23 protein-coding genes and 1 pseudogene are annotated in these 20,246 nt (G+C 67.5%); 8 read left to right on the top strand and 16 right to left on the bottom strand.

The features are described from left to right. Position 1: 1 nt before the first annotated feature. A complete protein-coding gene (locus JWP28_RS18710; protein ID WP_299545319.1) occupies positions 2-706 on the bottom strand; it encodes a lysophospholipid acyltransferase family protein in 705 nt (234 codons plus the stop codon). Beyond that, entirely contained in the window at positions 703-2,490 is a 1,788-nt protein-coding gene (locus JWP28_RS18705) for an ABC transporter ATP-binding protein (protein WP_299545317.1), read from the bottom strand. Before JWP28_RS18705 ends, JWP28_RS18710 begins: the two co-directional genes overlap by 4 nt. A gap of 107 nt (positions 2,491-2,597) precedes the next feature. Here JWP28_RS18705 and JWP28_RS18700 point away from each other — a divergent pair, with 107 nt between their 5' ends. Continuing rightward, positions 2,598-3,281 (top strand): protein tyrosine phosphatase, encoded by a 684-nt coding sequence (locus tag JWP28_RS18700; RefSeq protein WP_299545315.1) that lies wholly within the window; start codon positions 2,598-2,600, stop codon positions 3,279-3,281. Positions 3,282-3,287: 6 nt separating this feature from the next. Here the strand turns inward: JWP28_RS18700 and JWP28_RS18695 are convergent, their stop codons facing one another. The 4 genes from JWP28_RS18695 to JWP28_RS18680 form a co-directional block, all read right to left on the bottom strand. Further along, the gene (locus JWP28_RS18695) at positions 3,288-3,530 is read right to left on the bottom strand and encodes a DUF4170 domain-containing protein (RefSeq protein WP_299545314.1); all 243 of its coding nucleotides are present in this window, start codon (positions 3,528-3,530) and stop codon (positions 3,288-3,290) included. A 78-nt stretch (positions 3,531-3,608) separates the two neighbouring features. After that, positions 3,609-4,940, bottom strand: coding sequence for a TldD/PmbA family protein (locus JWP28_RS18690; RefSeq protein WP_299545312.1), 1,332 nt, complete (start codon positions 4,938-4,940; stop codon positions 3,609-3,611). Between the two features lie 44 nt (positions 4,941-4,984). Continuing rightward, positions 4,985-5,386, bottom strand: coding sequence for an MAPEG family protein (locus JWP28_RS18685; protein WP_299545311.1), 402 nt, complete (start codon positions 5,384-5,386; stop codon positions 4,985-4,987). Between the two features lie 116 nt (positions 5,387-5,502). Further along, positions 5,503-7,029, bottom strand: a complete 1,527-nt coding sequence (locus JWP28_RS18680) for a UbiD family decarboxylase (protein WP_299545309.1) — start codon at positions 7,027-7,029, stop codon at positions 5,503-5,505. 74 nt (positions 7,030-7,103) lie between these two features. Here JWP28_RS18680 and JWP28_RS18675 point away from each other — a divergent pair, with 74 nt between their 5' ends. The 4 genes and pseudogenes from JWP28_RS18675 to JWP28_RS20690 all read left to right on the top strand — a co-directional run bounded on the left by JWP28_RS18675 (position 7,104) and on the right by JWP28_RS20690 (position 9,360). Then, positions 7,104-7,334 carry a hypothetical protein gene (locus JWP28_RS18675; protein WP_299545307.1) on the top strand — a complete coding sequence of 77 codons (231 nt, stop codon included), beginning with the start codon at positions 7,104-7,106 and terminating at the stop codon, positions 7,332-7,334. A gap of 214 nt (positions 7,335-7,548) precedes the next feature. Further along, positions 7,549-7,701: pseudogene (locus JWP28_RS20695) on the top strand (hypothetical protein); the annotation flags it as partial. Between the two features lie 131 nt (positions 7,702-7,832). Next, positions 7,833-8,786 (top strand): IS1595 family transposase, encoded by a 954-nt coding sequence (locus JWP28_RS18670; protein ID WP_299545306.1) that lies wholly within the window; start codon positions 7,833-7,835, stop codon positions 8,784-8,786. Positions 8,787-8,895: 109 nt separating this feature from the next. After that, a complete protein-coding gene (locus JWP28_RS20690) occupies positions 8,896-9,360 on the top strand; it encodes a super-infection exclusion protein B (protein ID WP_366143829.1) in 465 nt (154 codons plus the stop codon). A 167-nt stretch (positions 9,361-9,527) separates the two neighbouring features. On the opposite strand, the gene JWP28_RS18660 is transcribed toward JWP28_RS20690, so the two are convergent. Next, complete coding sequence (locus tag JWP28_RS18660) at positions 9,528-10,310, bottom strand: hypothetical protein (RefSeq protein WP_299545303.1); 783 nt, start codon at positions 10,308-10,310, stop codon at positions 9,528-9,530. Between the two features lie 1,488 nt (positions 10,311-11,798). Here JWP28_RS18660 and JWP28_RS18655 point away from each other — a divergent pair. Beyond that, positions 11,799-12,326 carry an SMI1/KNR4 family protein gene (locus JWP28_RS18655; RefSeq protein ID WP_299545301.1) on the top strand — a complete coding sequence of 176 codons (528 nt, stop codon included), beginning with the start codon at positions 11,799-11,801 and terminating at the stop codon, positions 12,324-12,326. Positions 12,327-12,431: 105 nt separating this feature from the next. Here JWP28_RS18655 and JWP28_RS18650 read toward each other — a convergent pair whose 3' ends face one another. The 9 genes from JWP28_RS18650 to JWP28_RS18615 form a co-directional block, all read right to left on the bottom strand. Then, positions 12,432-12,779, bottom strand: a complete 348-nt coding sequence (locus JWP28_RS18650) for an MmcQ/YjbR family DNA-binding protein (protein WP_299545299.1) — start codon at positions 12,777-12,779, stop codon at positions 12,432-12,434. Beyond that, positions 12,776-12,982 carry a YdeI/OmpD-associated family protein gene (locus tag JWP28_RS20685; RefSeq protein WP_366143828.1) on the bottom strand — a complete coding sequence of 69 codons (207 nt, stop codon included), beginning with the start codon at positions 12,980-12,982 and terminating at the stop codon, positions 12,776-12,778. The genes JWP28_RS18650 and JWP28_RS20685 overlap by 4 nt, the downstream gene beginning before the upstream one ends. Further along, a complete protein-coding gene (locus tag JWP28_RS18645; RefSeq protein ID WP_299545298.1) occupies positions 12,979-13,326 on the bottom strand; it encodes a hypothetical protein in 348 nt (115 codons plus the stop codon). Before JWP28_RS18645 ends, JWP28_RS20685 begins: the two co-directional genes overlap by 4 nt. Further along, positions 13,326-15,092 carry a gamma-glutamyltransferase family protein gene (locus JWP28_RS18640; RefSeq protein ID WP_299545296.1) on the bottom strand — a complete coding sequence of 589 codons (1,767 nt, stop codon included), beginning with the start codon at positions 15,090-15,092 and terminating at the stop codon, positions 13,326-13,328. Before JWP28_RS18640 ends, JWP28_RS18645 begins: the two co-directional genes overlap by 1 nt. Before the next feature lie 73 nt (positions 15,093-15,165). Beyond that, entirely contained in the window at positions 15,166-15,435 is a 270-nt protein-coding gene (locus JWP28_RS18635; protein WP_299545294.1) for a hypothetical protein, read from the bottom strand. Then, complete coding sequence (locus JWP28_RS18630; protein WP_299545292.1) at positions 15,435-16,367, bottom strand: phytanoyl-CoA dioxygenase family protein; 933 nt, start codon at positions 16,365-16,367, stop codon at positions 15,435-15,437. Before JWP28_RS18630 ends, JWP28_RS18635 begins: the two co-directional genes overlap by 1 nt. After that, positions 16,357-16,968, bottom strand: a complete 612-nt coding sequence (locus tag JWP28_RS18625; protein WP_299545290.1) for an acyl-homoserine-lactone synthase — start codon at positions 16,966-16,968, stop codon at positions 16,357-16,359. The genes JWP28_RS18630 and JWP28_RS18625 overlap by 11 nt, the downstream gene beginning before the upstream one ends. Before the next feature lie 56 nt (positions 16,969-17,024). Further along, positions 17,025-17,798, bottom strand: coding sequence for a LuxR family transcriptional regulator (locus JWP28_RS18620; protein WP_299545288.1), 774 nt, complete (start codon positions 17,796-17,798; stop codon positions 17,025-17,027). Further along, positions 17,795-18,205, bottom strand: a complete 411-nt coding sequence (locus JWP28_RS18615) for a helix-turn-helix transcriptional regulator (protein WP_299545287.1) — start codon at positions 18,203-18,205, stop codon at positions 17,795-17,797. The genes JWP28_RS18620 and JWP28_RS18615 overlap by 4 nt, the downstream gene beginning before the upstream one ends. A 174-nt stretch (positions 18,206-18,379) precedes the next feature. On the opposite strand from JWP28_RS18615, the gene JWP28_RS18610 reads away from it, so the two are divergent. Continuing rightward, the gene (locus JWP28_RS18610; protein WP_299545284.1) at positions 18,380-18,982 is read left to right on the top strand and encodes a hypothetical protein; all 603 of its coding nucleotides are present in this window, start codon (positions 18,380-18,382) and stop codon (positions 18,980-18,982) included. Between the two features lie 76 nt (positions 18,983-19,058). Beyond that, the gene (locus JWP28_RS18605) at positions 19,059-20,072 is read left to right on the top strand and encodes a TIM44-like domain-containing protein (RefSeq protein ID WP_299545282.1); all 1,014 of its coding nucleotides are present in this window, start codon (positions 19,059-19,061) and stop codon (positions 20,070-20,072) included. The last annotated feature ends 174 nt before the right edge of the window (positions 20,073-20,246 follow it).

Below are 20,246 nucleotides of genomic sequence, written 5' to 3'. Positions count from 1 at the left end.
ATCAATGCGGCGTACGGCCGACCAGGGCCTCGGCGCGGCGCGTGGCCGCGGAAAGCCTGGCGGACCAGTCGGCGATCAGGGCGGAGATGGCCGCCTCGTCGGCGTCCGGCGGCACATAGAGCGGGCCATCCCAGACCACCGCGCCGCGGCCGAACGGCCGGGCGAACATCACCTTGTCCCAGGTGTTCATCTGCATCGCCGGATTGGCCGCGATGCCCATCAGGAAGACCGGCTGCCTCGACCGCCGCGCGATCTGCAGGGAGCCCGCGGCGATCACCTCGTTGGGGCCGCGCGGGCCGTCCGGCGTCACCACCAGCGCCCCGCCCTCGGCCACATGGGTGATCGCCTCGCGGAAGGCGGTAACCGCCTGGCGGGCCTTGGCCGTGTCGCCGGGCTTGGCGGTGGAGATGCGGATCGCCGGGAAGCCGGCCATGGCCAGGGCCTGGGCGATGAACTCCCCGTCCGCCGACGGTGAAATCAGCGCCTTGGTGCGCTTGCGCCACCATTGCGGCGCGGTGGCGAGGCAAAGCGGGATGCGGCCATGCCAGAAGAGGGCGACGGCGCCGGCCTCGCCCGCCAGCACCGGCTCGACGCACGCCAGGTTCTCGTGACGCCAACGCACAGTGGCCAGGATGACCCGGATGTAGAGGCCCAGCAGCCATCCCAGCAGGGCCTGGACCGCGTCGCTCCGCAGCAGCTTCTTCAAGCCGCGGTCTCCGCCTCCCCCGACGCCTCCAAGTCCTGGCTCTTGGCGAGGCGCGTGTAGAGGCCCCGCTTGCGCAGCAGGCCCTGGTGGTCGCCGGTCTCGACGATCCGGCCCCCGTCGATGACGTAGATGCGGTCGGCGCCGCGAACGGTGGACAGGCGGTGGGCGATCAGGATGGTGGCGCGCCCGGCCATCAGCCGCTTCAGCGCCGCCTGCACCTGGGCCTCGCTCTCGGTGTCGAGCGCGCTGGTGGCCTCGTCGAGCAGCAGGATGGGGGCGTCCTTCAGGAAGGCCCGCGCTATGGCGATGCGCTGCCGCTGACCGCCGGAAAGCCGCGCGCCAGCCTCGCCGACCGAGGTGTCGTAGCCCTGCGGCAGGGCCAGGATGAACTCGTGCGCCGCGGCCTCGCGGGCCGCCTGCTCGATCTCGGCCTTCGACGCCTCCGGCCGCGCATAGGCGATGTTGGCGCGGATGGTGTCGTCGAACAGGAAGGGCTCCTGGGTCACCAGCGCGATCTGGTCGCGCAGCGAGGTCAGCGTGACGTCTCGCAGGTCGTGGCTGTCGATCAGCACCCGGCCTGCCGTCGGGTCGTAGAAGCGCGGGATCAGGTTGAGGATCGTGGTCTTGCCCCCTCCGGAGGGCCCGACCAAGGCGACGGTTTCGCCGCGATGCACCTGGAAGCTCACGTCGCTCAGGGTCGGAGCCCCTTCAGGCCCATAGGCGAAGCCCACGTGCTCGAAGCCGATCGTGGCCTGGCCCCGGGGCAGCGGCTTCGCGCCGGGCTGCTCGCGGACTTCCGGCTCCACGTCGAGCGCGGCGAACAGGCGCCGCGCCGCGGACATGCCCTCGGCGAACACCGTCTGCAGGTTGGCGAGCTGGCGCAGGGACTGGGAGGCCATGCCGAGCGCGCCCATGAAGGCTACGAAGGCGCCGACCGTCATGTGGCCGTGCTCGGAGCGCCAGCCGGCGTAGGCGATCACCGCGGCGGTGATCAGGGTCATCAGCAGCTCTGTGGCCGGCGCCGCATAGGCGCGCGCATTGGCGCCCTTGGTCAGGTGCGACTGGCGGCGGCGCACCACCTCGTCGACGCGCGCCTCCTCATAGGCCTCGCGGTTCTCGATCTTGACCACCCGCACGCCGTCCAGGCTCTCCATGATCGCGCTGGAGAGCGCCGAGGTCTCGGCCATCGCGCCCTTGGCGGCCTTGGTGGTGCGCTTGGAGAAGCGGCGCATGATCCAGCTGGCCGGCGGGGCCGCGACCACCACCGCCAGCGACAAGACGAGGTCATTGGAGACCATGATGGTGATGGCCCCGATCACCGTCAGCAGGTGCTGGGTGTAGTTGATCACACCGGCGGTCGCCGCCTCGCGGATCAGGCCCGCGTCATAGAGCACCGAGGAGACGTAGGCGCCTGAGTGCTGGCTGCGCAGCCGGGCGAGGTCGGCCCGCACCAGCTTGCCGAACAGCTGCACCTGCACGTCGCCCACGACGGCGTTGCCGATCCGGTTGACCAGCGAGGCCTGGATCACCTGGGCGAGCGTGCGGCCGATGGCGTAGGCGGCGATCACCAGCGGCAGTTTGAGCAGGGCGCCCGGCTTGTGGTTGACCATCAGGTCGTTGGTCGCCGGTTCCAGGATCTGGATCAGCTTCGAGGAGAAAAAGGCCACCAGGATCGCGGCGAACAGGGCGGTCAGCCAGCCTTTCCACCGCGGGGCCATGTAGACCCGCGCCACCCGGCCGACCAGGGCGCGGGCGGAAAGCTCAGGCGGGGCGCGCTCGCTCATAAGGCCTGGGGTCGTCCGATGCGGGGTTGAAGTCAAGCCGACCACCGGTCACGGCGCGACCACCGTGCGCCTTCCGTCCAAGCGCCTGACGCCTTAGGTAGGGCGGGATGACCGTCGCGCCAACCGAGTCCGGATTCAACCTCGCCACGCCGGGCGGGCGCCTGCGGACCTATGCGGACTATCTGTGGAACGACCACGCCTATCTGCGGCTGGGCTTCCAGAACGCCCACTGGATCTCCGACGAACTGGTGCGCACCAATCAGCCCTGGCCGCACCAACTGGCGGCCTGGAAGGACCGCGGCATCAAAACGATCGTCAACCTGCGGGGCGGCTTCGACGCCAGCTTCCACGCCCTGGAGAAGGACGCCTGCCGCCGGCTCGGCCTGGAACTGGTCGACTTCACCGTCACCTCGCGCGAGGTCCCGACCCGTGAGCGGATGCTGGGCGCCAAGCGGCTCTACGAGACCATCGCCTATCCGGCGCTGGTCCACTGCAAGTCCGGCGCGGACCGCGCCGGCATCATGAGCGTCCTCTACATGCACTTTCGGCAGGGCAAGACCATCCGCGAGGCGATGGACCAGCTGCACCTGCGCTACCTGCACGTGAAGCACGGCAAGACCGGGGTGCTGGACTACGTCTTCGAGCGCTACCTTGAGGAGGGCGAACCCGCCGGGATATCGTTCCTGGAGTGGGTGGAAAGCCCGATGTACGACCCCGCCGGCATGAAGGCCGACTTCCGCGCCGGCATGCTGGGGACGCTGCTCAGCGAGAAGCTGTTGCGACGGGAATAGCCCATCCTAGTGCTCGTGCGGGTGATCGGATTCCGGATCGAGCAGCTTGTGGGCGTGGATGATGAAATAGCGCATCAGCGCGTTGTCCACCGTCGACTGGGCCTTGCCCCGCCAGGCGGCGAGGGCCTGGCTGTAGTTCGGATAGGCGCCCACGAAGTCGACCTTGGAGAGGTCGCGGAATTCCGCGGGCCCGTCGAGCGCCTTCAGTTCGCCGCCGATCACCAGGTGGAGGAGCTGTTTGTCGGGCATGGTCCCTAAGTCTCGTAACGGCTGAAACGATCTGCTGGCAGCCGATAGGCCGCCCTCGCCTCGGGATCAATGGGTGGGTTAGAGGCCGGCGATCGCCAGGGCGTCGACGAGGATCGAGGGTGCGTTGGACGAGCCGCGGATCTCCAGGTCGGAACCGGGGACCAGCCGGCCGTAGATGTCGATCAGATTGCCGGCCACGGTGATCTCGTTGACCGGATAGGCGACCTCGCCGTCCTCGAACCAGAAGCCCGCGCAGCCCACCGACCAGTCGCCGGTGTTGCCGTTCAGCGAGGGCCCGAACATCGAGGTGACCAGCAGGCCCGCGCCGGCGTCCTTCATCAATTCGGCCTGGGTTCGCGTGCCTGGCTGCAAGGTGAGGTTGGACGGCCCGACGCCGGGCGGACCGGCGAGGCCGCGGGAGGCGTGGCCGGTGGTGGTCAGGCCAAGCTGGCGCGCCGAGGAGGTGTTCAGGAGCCAGGTTGTCAGCACGCCGTCGTCGATCAGGCTGAGCGCGTGGTTCGCCACGCCCTCGTCGTCGAACGGCGAGGAGCCGAGGCCGCGCAGGCGGTGCGGGTCGTCGGTGACGGCGATGCCCTTGGCGAACACCGGCTGGCCGAGCTTGTCTTTCAGGAAGGAGGTGCCGCGCGCGATGGAAGGCCCGGAGATCGCGCCGATCAGCGGGCCGAGCAGCGAGGCCGCCAGTCGATTCTCGAAGATCACCGGGGCGGTGGTGGACGCGATCTTGCGCGCCCCCAGCCGCTCGGCGGCGCGCCGGCCGGCCTCGGCGCCGATGACGCCGGGCTCCGGCAGGTCGGCCTGCCAGCGCTTCGAGCGGCCTTCGTAGCCGGTCTCCATGCCCCCCTCGTCGCCGGCGATGGCCGAGGCGCCCAGCGAAAACGCCGAGGCGCGATGCAGGCCGGAGAAGCCGGCGCTGGTCACCATCCGCCACTGGCTGGCCGACCAGGAAGCCGAGGCGCCGTCGGAGTTGGTCACCTTCGGCACGGCGCGGGCGGCGTCCTCGGCGGTCCGCGCCTTGGCTTCGAGGGCTTCGGGGGCGGGTTCGGCCGGGTCGTAGAGGTCGAGGTCGGGCAGCGGCCCGCGCGCCAGCCGCTCGGGATCGGCGAGGCCCGCGTAGGGGTCCTCCGGCGCGAGCCTGGCCATGGCCACGCAGCGCTCCACCAGCTTGGCGCGGGCCTGAGGGCTGACGTCGGAGCCGGAGACGCTGGCCTGCCGGCGGCCGACGAAGACCCGCAGGCCCAGGTCGCGGGATTCCTCGCGCTCCACCTCTTCGAGCTCGCCAAGGCGCACGGTGATCGAAAGGGCGCGGCGCTCGGCGCCCACCGCCTCGGCGGCGTCCGCGCCTGCGGCCAGCGCCTCGGCCACCACGTCGTTCAACAGGTTTTCGTCCATCCCGCGCATATGGCCGAGCGGGCCGCCCGCCACAAGCGAAGCCCTTACGGGATCGCGTAGAAGATCAGCGCCACGCCGCCCAGGATGTAGGCCAGCCAGGTCAGGATCGCGCCGGCCGAGCGCAGCACCGAGGCGCCGCCGCTGCGCGACAGGCCCACCGCGTGGGCGAGGCGGCCGGCCAGCAGGGTGAGGCCGGTGAGGTGCACCACCATCGGCGGCGCGCCGGCCATGGCCAGGACCGCTATGGCCACGAGGCCGGCCGGCACATATTCCGTGGCGTTGCCGAAGGCCCGGACCGCCTGGGCCAGCTGCGGGATGTCCGCGTCGCCTAGCAGCACGCGGTGGCGGCGTCGCTGGCGCACCACCAGCACCGACAGCACCAGCAGCAGGATCAGGTGCAGGCCGACCCACAGCGCGGCCGCATGGGCGGAAGGCGTTGCATCCATGGCGTTTCCCCGACTGCGCCCCCCGCGGCGCCCAGTTCAGCGGCGCAGTTGGTCGCGCTTCGCGGCTTCCCGCAAGATCAGTCGCCAAGTTCGGTCGCCAAGTTCGGTCGCCAAGTTCAGTCGATTGGCCGACCCTCGCCCGGCAGGCCGAGCTTCGCCCACATCTGCGTGACCGCCTCGACCGTCTCTGCGTCCATGCCGAGCTTGCGGCCCCATTCGCGGTGGGTCTCCGGCGGCCATTTGTCGGTGGCGTCGAGGCCGATCTTCGAGCCCAGGCCGCTCTCCGGCGAGGCGAAGTCCAGGTAGTCGATGGGAGTGTTCTCGACGACGGTGATGTCGCGCGCCGGGTCCATGCGGGTGGAGATCGCCCACATGACGTCCTTCCAGTTCCGCGCGTCGATGTCGTGGTCCACGACGATCACCCACTTGGTGTACATGAACTGGCGAAGATAGCTCCAGACGCCCATCATCACCCGCTTGGCGTGGCCGGCGTAGGCCTTCTTCATCGACACCACGGCGATGCGGTAGGAGCAGCCCTCCGGCGGCAGCCAGAAGTCGACGATCTCCGGGAACTGCTGGCGCAGCAGCGGGATGAACACCTCGTTCAGCGCCTCGCCCAGCACGCTGGGCTCGTCCGGCGGCCGGCCGGTGAAGGTGGTCAGGTAGATCGGGTCCTTGCGCATGGTGATGGCGCTGACCTGGAAGACCGGGAACTTCTCGACCGAATTGTAGAAGCCGGTGTGGTCGCCGTAGGGCCCTTCATCGGCGTATTCGTCCAGCAGGACGTGGCCCTCGATGACGATCTCGGCGTTGGCCGGGACCATCAGCGGCACGGTCTTGGCCGCGACCAGCTCGACCTTGGCGCCGCGTAGGAGGCCGGCGAACTGGTACTCCGACAGGGTGTCCGGCACTGGGGTCACGGCGGCCAGGATGGTCCCGGGGTCAGCGCCGATGACTGCGCAGGCGGGCAGGGGCTCGCGGCGGCCTTCGGCCTTCCAGCGGCGGTGGTGCTGGGCGCCGCCGCGGTGGGCGAGCCAGCGCATGATCGTGCGGTCGGGCCCCAGCACCTGCATGCGGTAGATGCCGAGGTTATAGTCGTCCTCGCGCTCTTGCGAAGGTCCGCGGGTGACCACCAGCGGCCAGGTGATCAGCGGCGCGGGCTCGCCCGGCCAGCAGGTCTGGATCGGCAGCTTGGCAAGGTCGATGTCGGCGCCCTTCCAGACCACCTCCTGCACGGGGGCCTTCTTCACCGTGGCGGGCCGCATGGACATCACCGTCTTGGCGAGCGGCAGCATGTCCCAGGCGTCCTTCAGGCCGCGGGGCGGCTCGGGCGCGCGCAGGAAGGCCAAGAGCTCGCCGACCTCCCGAAGGTCGGCGGCCGTGGCCCGCTCACGGCCCTCCAGCGTCACGCCCATGGCCACCCGCTTCACCGTGCCGAACAGGTTCACCAGGCAGGGCATGGGCGAGCGTTCGCCGTCGGCGCGGATGACGTTCTCGAACAGCACCGCCGGCCCGCCCTGGGCCAGCAGGCGGCGGTGGATCTCGGTCATCTGAAGGACGGTGGAGACCGGCTCGGACACGCGGACGAGCTCGCCCGCCGCCTCCAGCTTGCCCATGAATTCCCGCATCGACCGGTACGCCATCCGTCCTCCCTAGGGGCGCCGGGCTCCCCTGTCACGCTTGGCCGCGGATTTGGAGCGGGTCTAGACTGGCGGCCATGAAGCGCATCGACCTCGACGACCTGCCGCCGAAGCTCGCCGCCCTGTTGACGGCCGCGGAGGAGGGCGAGGAGGTCTTGCTGGTCCAGAACGGCGCCGTGATAGGCCGGCTGACCGGCGGGAGGCCAACGCCTTCGCCGCAAGTCGAGGGGGAACCTGAGTTGTCGCCCGAGGAACGGGCCAAGGAGATCTTCGACCAATTTCGCTCGATGATGGAAGACGAGTTCTAAGCATAAGATTTCCGCTCATCCCGGCGAAGGCCGGGACCCAGATTGCAAAGCGCCCATGCGGATCGGACGATCGCTGAGCTTTTCGAGCCCACGTCTGAGTCATTCCATCTGGGTTATGTAGCCTTTTTGGTACCGGGCGTTCGGGTGGTCCTCGAAGGCGAGTAGACCCGAATTTCGGGGTGAACAAAGCAACCCGCTTCCGGCGCAGCTTCGTGCACAGCGGCGGAGGCTCGGCTTGACCGTCGCGGAAGCGGCAGCGCCTGTTGGCGTCACACAATGGACGTTCGGTTTGTGGGAAAACGGCCGTCAGCGGCCCGAGCGCGCTCTCGGAACGCCATCGCCTCTTTTTCTGAGGCCCGCGCGTTAGTGCCGAGGCAGATCGCCTCACGCTGAATTTGGCGATGCATGAAGTTCCTGGTTTGTTCTTGACAGCGCATGGCGATGTTACACTTGACATACCTGACCCAATATATAGGGTGAGGCCATAGGAGATTTCCCGTGGCCAAGTCCGTTCTCAACGCCCCGCAATTCCAGACCGAAGCCGCCGCTTTCGCATACGTCGAAGCGCGCCTTTGGCCCGATGGCGCCTACTGCCCGCATTGCGGGGAGTGCGAGCGCGTGGGGCGTCTGGGCGGCAAGACCACCCGGCTCGGCCTGCACAAGTGCTACTCCTGCAAGGGCCAGTTCACCGTCCGCCAGGGCGCGATCTTCGAAAGCTCGCACCTGCCCCTGCATCTGTGGCTTCAGGTCATCCACCTGATGTGCGCCAGCAAGAAGGGCATCAGCACCCGCCAAATTCAGCGGATGCTCGAATGCTCCATGAAGACCGCGTGGTTCCTCACCTATCGCATTCGCGAGGCCATGGCCGATGGCGCGCTCACCACCCTTGGCGGTGGCGGCGGGGACGTGGAAGCGGACGAAACCTTCATCGGCCACGACGGCAACTTCTCGGCGCGGGGCGGCAAGAACATGAACGCAGTGCTGAGCATGGTTGACCGCGGAACCGGTCGCCTGCGCTCCGTTGTACTGGACAACGTGACCGCCAACGCCGCGACCGCCGCAGTCGTCGCCAATGTCGATCCCGACACCCGTCTGCTCACCGACTCGTCCAACATCTATCGCCGCGTTGGCGCGGTCATGGCGGGTCACGAGGCGGTCAATCACTCGGTCGGCGAGTACGTCCGCGAGGCCGACGTGACCGTCCACACGAACACCGTCGAGGGCACCTTCAGCATCTTCAAGCGGGGCATGCGCGGCATCTATCAGCACTGCTCGCGGAAGCACCTGCACCGCTATCTGGCTGAGTTCGACTTCCGGTATTCCAACCGGATTGCAGCAGGTATTGACGACAGCGCCCGCGTCGAAAACGCGCTCAAGGGTGTCCGTGGCAAGCGCCTTACCTACGAAACAATTGGTCGCCGGTGGGCCGGTGACGCCCGTATCGTCTGGTAAACGGCGATGGTTCACGAAGCCGCATCGCTGGGGACGGCGTGAACCGGAAGCGCAACTCGAATTGCCATGGGAGGACTGAGGCGTGGAGGGTCTGACGCAGCTGCTAGGCATGATGAAAATGCCACTTAGGTATTTCGTCGGGCTGGCCGCTGCGCTGGGATTTGTTCTTCTGGCGCCCGCCACCATCATTTCTCGCTTCGGTCTTTTGAAATACCGGGAGGAAGGTAAGCTTTATCTTGGTCTCTCCCTGATCCTTCTGGGGGCAATCATTACCTCTCAGGTGATTGGGTGGATTGCGCAGACATGCAAAAACCACTTTCGGCTGGGTGCCATGAAGAAGCGATTGAATATCCTCACCACTGAGGAGAAGAATATCCTCAGGGAGTATATTGAAGGCCAGACAAGAACCGTGAACCTCAGTATCCAATCCGGCGTAGTTAACGGACTTGAGCATGATAAAATCATCTACCGGTCCGCAAATGTCAGCAGCTTTTTCACCAACTTTGCCTACAACATTCAACCCTGGGCCTGGAATTACCTCAATCAACATCGTGATCTTTTGGGGCTTGATTGATGGCTCATCCAACTGAAAGGCTTCCATGATGCCTCGCAACGCGCGAGCAAAGCCCAAGCTCACCGACGCCCAGCGCCACGAACGGTTCGTGGAAACGGCGCACGCCGTCGAGGCGTCGGAAGATCCGAAGGATTTTGAGAAGGCGTTCAAGAAGGTCACGGCGCCGGTCAAACCAACCTCGCCAAGTCGGCCATGAACGTCCGAGACGCATTGAAAACGGCGTGCGCCTCTTCCCGCGTGTAGGTCTTCTTGGGGTGCATCACCGGGTTTCGCCACGCGATCCGCACTACGTTCAGGGTGGCCGATATCAGCGCCAGTTCTTCCTTCCGGCGCTTGTTGCTCGCGGTCTTGGCAGGCAGCCCGCGAATGGCGCCGTCAACGTGATTCATGATGTCGTTCCATGACTCGGTGTTGACGTTGATCTTGACCTTCAGCCGCCTGCCTAGCGTCTTCACGCCTATTTCCATCACCCTCATGAGGTGGAAAACAGCCGCCGTAGACTGTTGAAGGGCTAGGCAGTTTCCGGCGCCCTCAATGTCCTCGGTCGCGGTCGGAAACTTCGCTGCGACATCTGCGCCGAACTGAGTGGGCTTGCCGTAGAGCGACACGTCGCGACGGTCGAGATGGAAGAAAAACTCGTTCCTCAGTTCGTCTTTCAGACGGTCTTCAAGGGCCTTGAAATCCCGCGCTATGCCATCTGCGCTATCCCAGTCCAGACGGCGTTCTAGCCGAACGATTTGGGGCTCCAGATCGACAATATCCGTGAGGATGCAAAGCTTCCGAAGATTATGGAAAGCCCCCTTGGCCGCCGTCTGCCGAATGCGCTGCGTGGTGTCGGCGTCCTCGCTGGAGGAGAAGGCGTTTTGGACTACTTCCTTTTCCCAATAGCGGCGGGCGAAGTCGAGCGAGCCCAATGCGTAGGCGACCTCAATCCCGTACTTCTCGATCATGTCCCACAGGCTCCCCAGCCCGCGAGGGTGATCCGGTGCGGGCGCGCTCACGCCGCACCTCCATACCACAGCTTATGGGGGGTATGGGAAGTGTAACATCGCCCAGCGCATTCGCGTTCTGCCAAGCTGGCGCCGCGTCGATCACTGCCTCGCGCCACCCGCCGTTGAGCGGACAAGGCGCCGCAGCAAGGCCACGCAACCCCGACGATTGAGCAAGCGGCGGTTCGTCCGCCGTGACCGTCCGCCTGCCCGGCGGAAGCCCCATCGACATGAGGAGCGCGCGTGTGTCTGAGAGCTGGATCGACCCTGGAAGCCTGGAAGGCGATGCGCTCACGCAATGGTACCTGAGGTCCCCGGCAGATATAGAGCGGGAGCGTCAGGAGGCCTCAGCGCGTCGCTATCAGGATTTCTTCTACGGAGCGCCTGGCAACGACCCGGATCCGGAGTTCGGGCGAGAAGTTCCCTCAAGCCAAGACATCGATCCCGGACTCGCGATCTCATCGCCTTCCTCGCCCAAGGACATCGATCCGGGATTCACTTGGGTTCCACCAGGCCCGAACAGATTTCGAAGCGTCAGGGTGGCGACGGACAGGCCGCCGACTGCGACCAGCTTTGGCGGCGGCGCTCCTCCCACAGATGCAGTACGCTCGGACGTCAGCTATCGGTCTCCAGAAGGTATCCCGCCCGTCGGCAGTAGGTCTCGGCAGCTCTCGGGTTCGCCGAACGCGTCGCCTTTACCCGCCGACGCGCGGCAGATTGCAGCCCATCGAGCCGTGGGTGGCCCAGCCTATTTAACGCCGGCGACGCTGCCCCTCCCCACGTTCTTCTCGTCGCTGTTCGGCGGTCCCGTGCCCCTGACGAGCCCCGAGGGACACGTCGTCGGGTACTATGATCATCAGGCCGCGAAGGCGGGCCTAGGGATCACCGCGCAATACGCCCAGATAGCCCCCTGGCTTCAACCCGCCGGTTGGATGGACGGGCTGATCGCGGCGGGCGGCGGCTCCCGCATCGCTCTTTCGGGGGTTGCGCCTGCCGTTCGTGCCGTCGAGAGCGGCCTCAAGACGCCACTCAACTTCCTTGAGCGAGAGGCGTGGCAGGGTAGGTCTGCGGTAGAACAGGCGGCGCGCGGTCTGTCGGACGCCGCAAAAGCCGCGCTGAGGCGACAAGCGAGAGATCGGTTCGCGCAGGCGAGCGGAATATCCGCGTCGGAAATCGGCGCGAAAGTGCATCACAGCAAGCCCCTTGAATATGCACACTTGGAGCCCGCTGCTGATCCAAACAGGCTGGCCAATCTCTGGGGGCTGCCCGACGAAGCTCATCAGATCGCAAGTAACGAATGGACCGCATTTAGGGCGGCGCTAAAGGGTAGGATTCCAAGCCAAGCCGAGATAATGGCGGCCAAGCTGCGGATCGACCGAATGGTAGAGCCCTACCTCCTACGTGCTGGCCTTTCGCGGCCAGGCCCTACGCCCAAATAGGATGTCTCCAGTGCACATCGAGGCCGCCGCAGCAGCACGTGAACTGGAGGAAAAGGGATTGTTGCGTCGCCATCGTGCTGACAACTCCGAACGGATTATTCGACATGTTAGTCAGCAGCTTGGCCAGAAGCTGCCTGCGGACCTCGAAGCCCTCTACCGCGAACGCATTTCACGCGTGGGTGAGTTCGACGCAATCGCGCCAGTCTGGAATGACAGAGTTGGATGGCGCCATGTCGCGGTTGAGACCACACATCTCCTGTCGTCGCAGGCGGTTCCGATCTTCTCGGACGGATGCGGGAGCCTCTACGGCCTGGACCTTTCAGCAGGTGACGATGTCCCCGCGGTCTATTTCTTCGACCATGAAGATGCGTTTGCAACTCCAAGATGGGCGGCCGGCTCGTCCGTAGGAGCCTTCCTGCTTCTGCTCGGTGAGAGCGACCGTGCGGGTCGGGAAGGGTGGCCGTCCAAGTGGGAACTGGCCATTGATCCAGACGTAGAAAGGTGCCCACGCGCCCCAGCGATCTGGAACGCGGGATGACCCTCCAGAACCCTTGACGACACTGCCACGCTCTCCGAACCGCTCGTCTTGGCAGTGCGCAATCCCCTGGGTCCCGGCCTTCGCCGGGATGAGCGGATTTTTGGGTTAGGCCCCCGCCTTCGCCTCGTACTCCTTCACCAGCTTCTTCGGCGCGATCTTGCGCCAGCGGCGTTCGAGGAAGTTCCTGAACGAGCCGGGATGCAGGCTGTCGATGCGGGCGAGGACGCAGGGGTAGTCCTTGTAGTGGGCGGTGAAGTGGAAGGTCCTGGGCTCGGCCTCCATCAGCATCTCCCGCTCGTCGAAACTGACGTCCATCAGCACCACGCTGCCGTCCTCGCGGCGCAGGCGGGTGAAGAACTTGCCGTTCACCTTGTAGGAGGGACGGCCGTAGCTGATCCCCTTCTCGGCCATGGGGAAGGCCATGACGATGACGTCCATCTCGTCCTGGGTCATGACGCGCCTCCGGGGGCCTCCATTTGCGTGGCGGTGGCCAGTCTGCGCGCCTGCGCCGAGGCGTCAATCAAGAGCGCCAGCCGTTTGGCGCGGGTGGCGGCGCCCTTGGCGGCCAGGATGCGGTGGACGGTCAGCTTGCGGTAGCCGGGCGGCTGCGCCTGGAAGAAGGTCCACGCCGCTGCGTTCGTCTGGAATTGCTTCAGCTCGTCACGCGCCAGCTCGCTGGCGGCCCGTTCGTAGGAATAGACGCCGGTGCGATGCGGCCCTCGGCGTCGAGTTCGGCGAAGCGCTTAACGTTGACCTGGCTCCAGATGCCGCTGGCCTTTCGGGGTGTGAAGCGGATGCGGTAGGCGTCGTCATCGATGCGATGGCGCACCCCGTCAATCCAGCCGAACGCCAGCGCCTCGTCGACGCTCTGCGGCCAGGTGGTCGAGGGCCTGCCGGAGCCGACCTTCCAGAAGCCGACCGAGATATCCTTGGCCGTGGCGTGGTTCGCCTCCAGCCAGCCCCGCCACTCCGCGGGCGTTGGGAAGAAAGTCGGTCCCATCAATACGCCAGCGCCACCCCGTCCTTGCGCATCTCGGTCGCCGCAGCGTAGCGGCCGGGCCAGCGCTGGATGGCTTCGTAGCCGCCGTAGCCGCCGGGAGAGGGCTCCAGCGGCCAGCCGAGCGCCGCCAGGGCCTTCTGCGCAGCCTGCGGCACGCCGGTCTCCAGGTTCAGCTTGCCGATGGGCCCGAGGTCTTCGCCGGTCGGCTCGCGGCCGCCGTCGTGGTGCCAGCGCGGGGCGTCGCCGGCCTCCTGCAGGCCGAGCTCGAAGTCGATGAGGTTGGAGATCACCTGCGCCTGGCCCTGCGGCTGCATGTCCCCGCCCATCACCCCGAAGGAGAGCAGCGGCTCGCCGCCCTTGGTCGCAAATCCCGGGATGATCGTCTGGAACGGCCGCTTGCCCGGCGCATAGACGTTGGGGTGGCCGTCGGCGAGCGAGAACAGCTGGCCGCGGTTCTGGAACATGAAGCCCAGGCCGTCGGGCATCAAGCCCGAGCCCATGCCCGAATAGTTGGACTGGATCTGCGAGATCATCATCCCGTCCTTGTCGGCGACGGTGAAGTAGGTGGTGTCGCCGTGGCTGGGCGCGTTGCCGGGGAAGACGGTTTCGAGGATCTTGTCGGGGCGGATCAGCTTGGCGCGCTCGCGGGCGTAGTCCTTGGAGAGCAGCCAGTCGGTGGGTTGCTTGTAGTAGGCGGGGTCGGCGTAGAACCGCGCGCGGTCCTCGAACGCCAGCCGCTTGGCCTCCACCGAATGGTGGATCGCCGCCGCCGACTGGAAGCCCATTTGCTTGAAGTCGAACTGCTCCATCATGTTCAGGATCTGCAGGGTCACCAGCCCCTGGCTGTTGGGCGGCAGGCCCCAGACGTCAACGCCGCGGTAGTTGATCGTCCGCGGCTCGACCCATTCCGAATGGTGGGCGGCGAGGTCGGCCTTGGTCATCCAGCCGCCGATCCGCTTGAAGTAGCGCTCGATGGCGTCGGCGATCTCGCCCTCGTAGAAGGCGCGGCCGCCGCCCTCGGCGATCAGCCGGTAGGTGCGGGCGAGTTGCGGATTGCGGAAGATGTCGCCCTCGCGCGGCGTCTTGCCGTCCTTCACCCAGAGGCCGTTGAAGTTCGCCACCTCCTCGATGCCGGCGTCCGGCTTGTTGAAGATGCGCTGCGACGAGCCGACGTAGAAGGCGACGTTCTGGACGATCGGCGCGCCTTCCTCGGCGTAGCGGATGGCCGGCTGGAAGAGGTCCTTCCACGGCAGCTTGCCGTAGCGCTGGTGCAGGCTCCACCAGGCGTCGACCGCGCCCGGCACGCTGACCGACACGGCGCCGTGCAGGTTGATCACGCCCTTGGCGTTGGCCCGCTTGCGCTGTTCGGCGAGGCTCAGGCCCTTGGGGCTACGGCCGGAGCCGTTCAGGCCCACCACCTTGCGGGCCTTGGGGTCCCACAGCATCACGAAACAGTCGCCGCCGACCCCGCAGGAGATCGGCTCGCCGAAGCCCAGGATGGCGTTGGCGCAGACCGCGGCGTCCACCGCCGAGCCGCCGGCCTTCAGGATCTCGATCGCCGCCTGAGTCGCCAGCGGATGCGCCGTCGCCGCGGCCCCGTGCAGCCCCCAGGCTGGGCTGCGCGAGGCCCAGGTGGCCCCGTCGATCCGATCCCCGCCGTGCACGTCCGGCCGGTCGCGGTTCGGGTTTTCCTGTCGGCTGGTGGCGAAGGCGCGCCCGGACAGGGCTGCAGCCGGCACGGCGGCAAGGAAGGTGCGGCGACGCATATGGTGAAGCTCCCCGAGGTGTGGCGGGGAAGTCTTAGCAGAGGTTGGCGGCGGCGCGAGGGGGCCGCCGCCCTCACGAGCGATCGCGGACCGCAGCGCGAGCGATCGCATCCTGGACCTGGCCGGCGGCCGCCAAGTCGCGGGCCAACCCAGCCAGTTCCCGCCTGAGGATCGCCAGAAGGGATACCGCGCGCTGGTGGTTCCGGCGCGCTGTGGCCTTCGCGGGAAGCTCGCCCAGCATGCCCCCCTCCTCGATGGCGTCCAGGATGGCGATCGCCTCGCGCAGCCGTCCGAGGGCGTCCTCCACCAGATCCGGCGCGCGCGGCGGGTTGGCCGGCGGCATCAGCGCACGCCCGCAGGGGGAGCCCCGACCTGCGCTCCTGCGGCGGCGGCGCGCTTGGCCTGCAGCGCCTCCGCCTGGCGGGGCAGAAGTTCGTCGACCGCGCCCAGGAAATCCACCGGCTCGCCGGTCAGGAGGACGGAGGGACAGCGGCCTTCGTAGTTCCCCAGGTTGGGGCGGTGCTGCTGGTAGCCCACCAGGCGGGCCAGCTCCGGCGAGAAGGTGCGGGCGACCTCCGGGGGATAGACCAGCCACTGGTTCTCGTAAGGCTTAAGCCAGCCCAGGCTGTAGCTGACGATCATGCCGGTTCGCGGCCGCTCGGCGCTGTTGCCGCCGCCGCCGTGCAGCGTCGAGCCCAGGAACAGCAGCACGTCGCCGGCGTCCATCTCGGCGAAGATCGGGTCGCCCGCTCCGCTGCCGCCGTTGTGGCTTTGGGGATAGATCACCGTCGCGCCGTTATCGCGGCGATAGGGGCCGAGCGGCCACATGACGTTGACCAGGTATTCCATCTCGCCCTTGGCCCCGCCCCACATGTCCTGATCGCGATGCGGCGGCTGCGCGTCCTGGCCCGGGTAGATCTCCAGGGCCTGGGTGAGGTTGAGCTGGAACCGGTCGCAATAGGGACCAAGCACGGCCTGCACGATGTCGAGGATCAAGGGGTGGCGGACGAAGGCCTCGGCGAACCCCGAGCGCTTCAGCACGCCGCCGAAGCGCTTGGTGCGTCCGCCATAGAAGACCCCCTCGCAAAACGGGGTGCGCTCGAAGCGCTCGGCCAGGTCGGCGGACAGGCCCGCGACGAGATCGTTTCCGACGAGGCCGCGGATGATGCAGTAGCCGTCCCGCTGGAGGCGGGCCAGCCACAGGTCGGCTTGCGACGGGGACGTGTCGTCGCGGGCTGGGCGGCCGAGCGGCGCGATCGCGGCTTCAGGCGGCATCGCGCACCTCCCACCGCAGCACGGGGCCCCGCAGGTTCGCGCGCATGCGCAGCAGGCTCAGCGTGTCCGGAGTCACGTTCACCACGAGGGCGCCCACCATCTGGCCGGCGTGCTCCTGCGGCAGCCCCAGCGGCTCGCAATCCCAGCCGATGGCCAGGAGGGCCGACAGATAGGGGATGTGGCTGACCAGCGTGAACCGCCGGATCCCGTTCAGGAGCGCGAACTCGACCATCCCCACCATGAGCTTCTGGCGCACCAGCTTGGCGTCGGCGATGCCGGGGTGCGTGCACATGCGGGTGATCTCCCAGACATCACCCCCCCTTGGCACGCCGCGTTCGCAGAGGTGCGGGAAGACCTCCGACAGGAGCGTCGGACCGGTCGACGGCAGCAGCCGGGCTGAACCGAGCTGCGCTCCGCTAGGATCCAGGGCCAGGACGTAGACGGCGCGGTCGGTGTCGAACTGGTCGATCTCGAACTCGCCGGCGACGACCGGGACCTCCCAGCCCAGCCGGTCGACGAACACCCGCTTGCGCTCGCGATACATCTCTGCGAGCTGGCTTTCGAACGCCGCTCGATCGGCCGCCTCGATTAGCTGGATCATCTTGCCACCTCCGTTGGAGGCAGGATGGCTACGGCGGGACCGATGCGGCTATTCCCCTAATGGGGGGATGGGCCGCCCGGTCCGATCACGTCGGCGAAGGTGATCTGGCTGTCGAACAAGGCCCGCACCACCAGCTGGGTGCGGGAGGCGACATTGTAGCGCCGCTTGGCCATCTCGATGTGCTGGTGTACGGTTTCATGCGAAATCCCCAGCAGCTGGGCGATGTGCCAGTCGCTCTTGCCCTGTGCGGCCAGCACGAGGCAGTCGAATTGCCGCCCGGTGAGGGTGGGACGCAACTCGCGCTTCGCGCCGTTCGAAAGGCGAATGCGCCGCGCCGCCTCGAAGGCGAAGCACCCGATGTATTGGGCGGCGGGCAGATTCTTTCGCCGCACCGCGCGCCCCGCCCGCATGGCGAAAGAGCAGGACCCCAGGAACTCACCGGGCACGTTGACGGGGACCGTGAACCCTTCCCCCAGCCCGCACGCCGAGGCCGCGTCCAGGATCTCCATCTGCCGGGGATTCAACGCGATGATGCCGGGAAGCTCCGACCAAAGGAATGCGGCGGCCGACCTCTGGACCGCGGCGAGCACGGGATCGTCCCCCAGGTAGCCCCGGGCGCGCATCAGGGCGCGCCATGCGTCAGGGTAGTTGATGAACTGCAGCGCCTGTTCCGCGGCGCCAGGCGCCGACAGGTTTACGTGGTGGACCAGGGCGACGTGGTCGAAGCCAACCATTTGAACTGCGTTCGACAGGAGGTCGGACAGGTCGCCCATCCGCGTCGCGCGATTGGCGGACTTGACGAATTGCTCGACGTCGTCGAACGCGGTCACGGCGATTTGTCCGGCGGCTCGACACTGGCGAGCGCCTTGGCGTGCTGCAGGATGGCGCGGCGCAGGCCCTTGGTCGGCAGAGCCGCATAGGCCTCGAGCATCTCGAGCGCCCCGCCTTTCGCCAGCAGTTCGTTGAGGTGCTCGAGCTGGTCGACCGGAGCGGACGCATCGAGGCCCTCCGCCAATACGCCCAACTGGCAGTTCAGGGCTTCGGCGACTTCGACAAGCCGCGAGAAGCTGATGCGGTTGCTTCCGCGCTCGTACTTCTGAATCTGCTGGAACGTGACCCCCACGGCCTCTGCGAGCGCCACTTGGGACATCCCCAACGCGCGCCGGCGCTCCCGAATCCGCTGTCCGATGGCGATGTCCAGTCTGTGGGGCGGCATGGCCGGTGCGAGTCTCGGCATTCAAAACCTCCCATTGCCACCTTGGTCGCGCGCCGCGGAAAAGTCACGTCCGGGGACGAGCGGCAAATCATCCGAAGACGGCGAAATTTGAGCCCCCGTGACGCGGCAGGCGAGCGATGTGGCTGCCTGAGCAACACGGCCCCGATTGTCATTCGATGCTGCAACAGCTTGGCCATGTTCCTGTCGCTCTTCGGCGCCAACATTGAGGCCATGCGTGCGCCCGCCCTTGCCCTTATCGCCTGCCTCTGGAGCGGGGCGGCGCTCGCCGCGCCGCCGCCGGGCCTGCCGCCCCAGCCGCCAAAGGAGGTCTCGGGGCTGACCGTCTACGCCAGGACCGATCCGCCCAAGGTCACCGCCACCTATCCGGCGGCGGGCCAGGCGCTGCCGGCCGGCGTGGTGATCCTGACGCTCACCTTCGACCAGCGCATGCTGGACACCGGCTTCGACATCGGCTCCGCGGCGGGCGGCGAGATGCCTCACTGCCTTAAGACGCCCAGGCTGCTGGAGGACGGGAAGACCTTCGTCCTGCTCTGCACGGTCGAGCCGCGGAAGACCTATGCGCTGGCCTTCAACGCCAAGCCGCAGGGCGGCTTCGCCAATGTGGCCGAGCACCGCGCCGAGCCCTCCACCCTCAGCTTCACCACCACCGACGGCGACGGTCCGCGGTCCATCAGCGAGGCCCTCAAGGTCCAGAACCTGCGGACCGTCGACATGCCGATCCAGATCGATCCCGACCACGAGGGACGGCCGGTGACTGAAGCCGCGGCCCGGCCCTGACGCGCAGGAGTCCGCGATCGCCGCTCTGGCGGCAGCCCTGCCGACCCCTTACATTTTGCGGGTCAGGGAGAATTTGATGACCCACCTTCGGTCAAGTGTCGGCGCAGCGCTCGGTATAGCGCTGGCGCTCGGCATGCTGGTCGCCGAGCCGGCGGATGCGCGGCGGGGCGGCAGTTTCGGGTCCCGCGGCGCGCGGACCTATTCGCAGCCCCAGTCGACGCCGACCGCGCCCGGCTATGTGCCGCCGGTGCAGCGCTCGATGACAGCGCCCGGCGCGGCCCAGCCCGGGGGCGCCTATGCGCCGCAGCCCGGGATGCCCGGCTACGCCGCCCCTCGCCCGGCCAGCCGATTCGGCGGGCTCGGCGGGATCGGCGGCGGCTTCCTCGGCGGCCTGCTGGCCGGCGGCTTGATCGGCGGCCTGATGGGCCACGGCTGGGGCGGCGGTTGGGGCGGCGGCGGGGGCGGTCTGCTGACCATCCTGATCCAGCTCGCCGTCCTGTTCTTCGTGGTGTCCCTGGCCGTGCGCTGGTTCTCGCGCCGGCGCGCCTCGGCGTCCATGCCGTGGGAACAGCCACAGCCGGCCTTCGGCGGGCCAGCCGGGTTTGGTGGTGGTGGTGGCGGCAGCGGCTTCGGCGCGGGCCCCGCTCCGGCTTCTCCCTATGTGCCCACCAGCGGTCCGGCCTGGGAGATCCCGATCACCCCGCAGGACCAGGCCGCGTTCGAGACTCTGTTGAAGGAGATCCAGGACGCCTTTGGCCGCGAGGACTACGGCGCGCTTCGCGAACGCACCACGCCGGAGGTGATGTCCTACCTGGCCGAGGAGTTGAGCGACAACGCCACCCACGGCCGGCGCAACGAGGTCAGCGACGTGCGTTTGCAGCAGGCCGACGTCGGCGAGGCGTGGAGCGAGGGCCCTGTCGACTACGCCACCGCGGCGATGCGCTATCAGAGCATCGACGTGATGCGCGACCGGACCTCCGGCGCGGTGCTGTCGGGCGATCCGGCCAAGCCGACGGAGACCACCGAGCTCTGGACCTTCGCCCGTCGAACGGGCGAGCCGTGGAAGCTGTCGGCGATCCAGGAGACCTGAAAACCGGGCCTCCCGCGTTGCAGGTCAGTAACCAAACAGTGGTCTCAGCGATGCTCGGAAGCATTGCGGCAGGAGCGGGGCGCCCGTAAGTTACCGGCATTCACCCGCGCCTCGCCGCGGTCGCATTTCATCCGGAGCCAGTCCTGTGCATCGCGCCCTTATCCTCGCCCTCGG

Source organism: Phenylobacterium sp. (assembly GCF_028290885.1).
Classification (GTDB): Bacteria; Pseudomonadota; Alphaproteobacteria; order Caulobacterales; family Caulobacteraceae; genus Phenylobacterium.
Note: the sequence above shows the minus strand (reverse complement) of the source record. Positions and strands in the feature narration are given on the sequence as shown.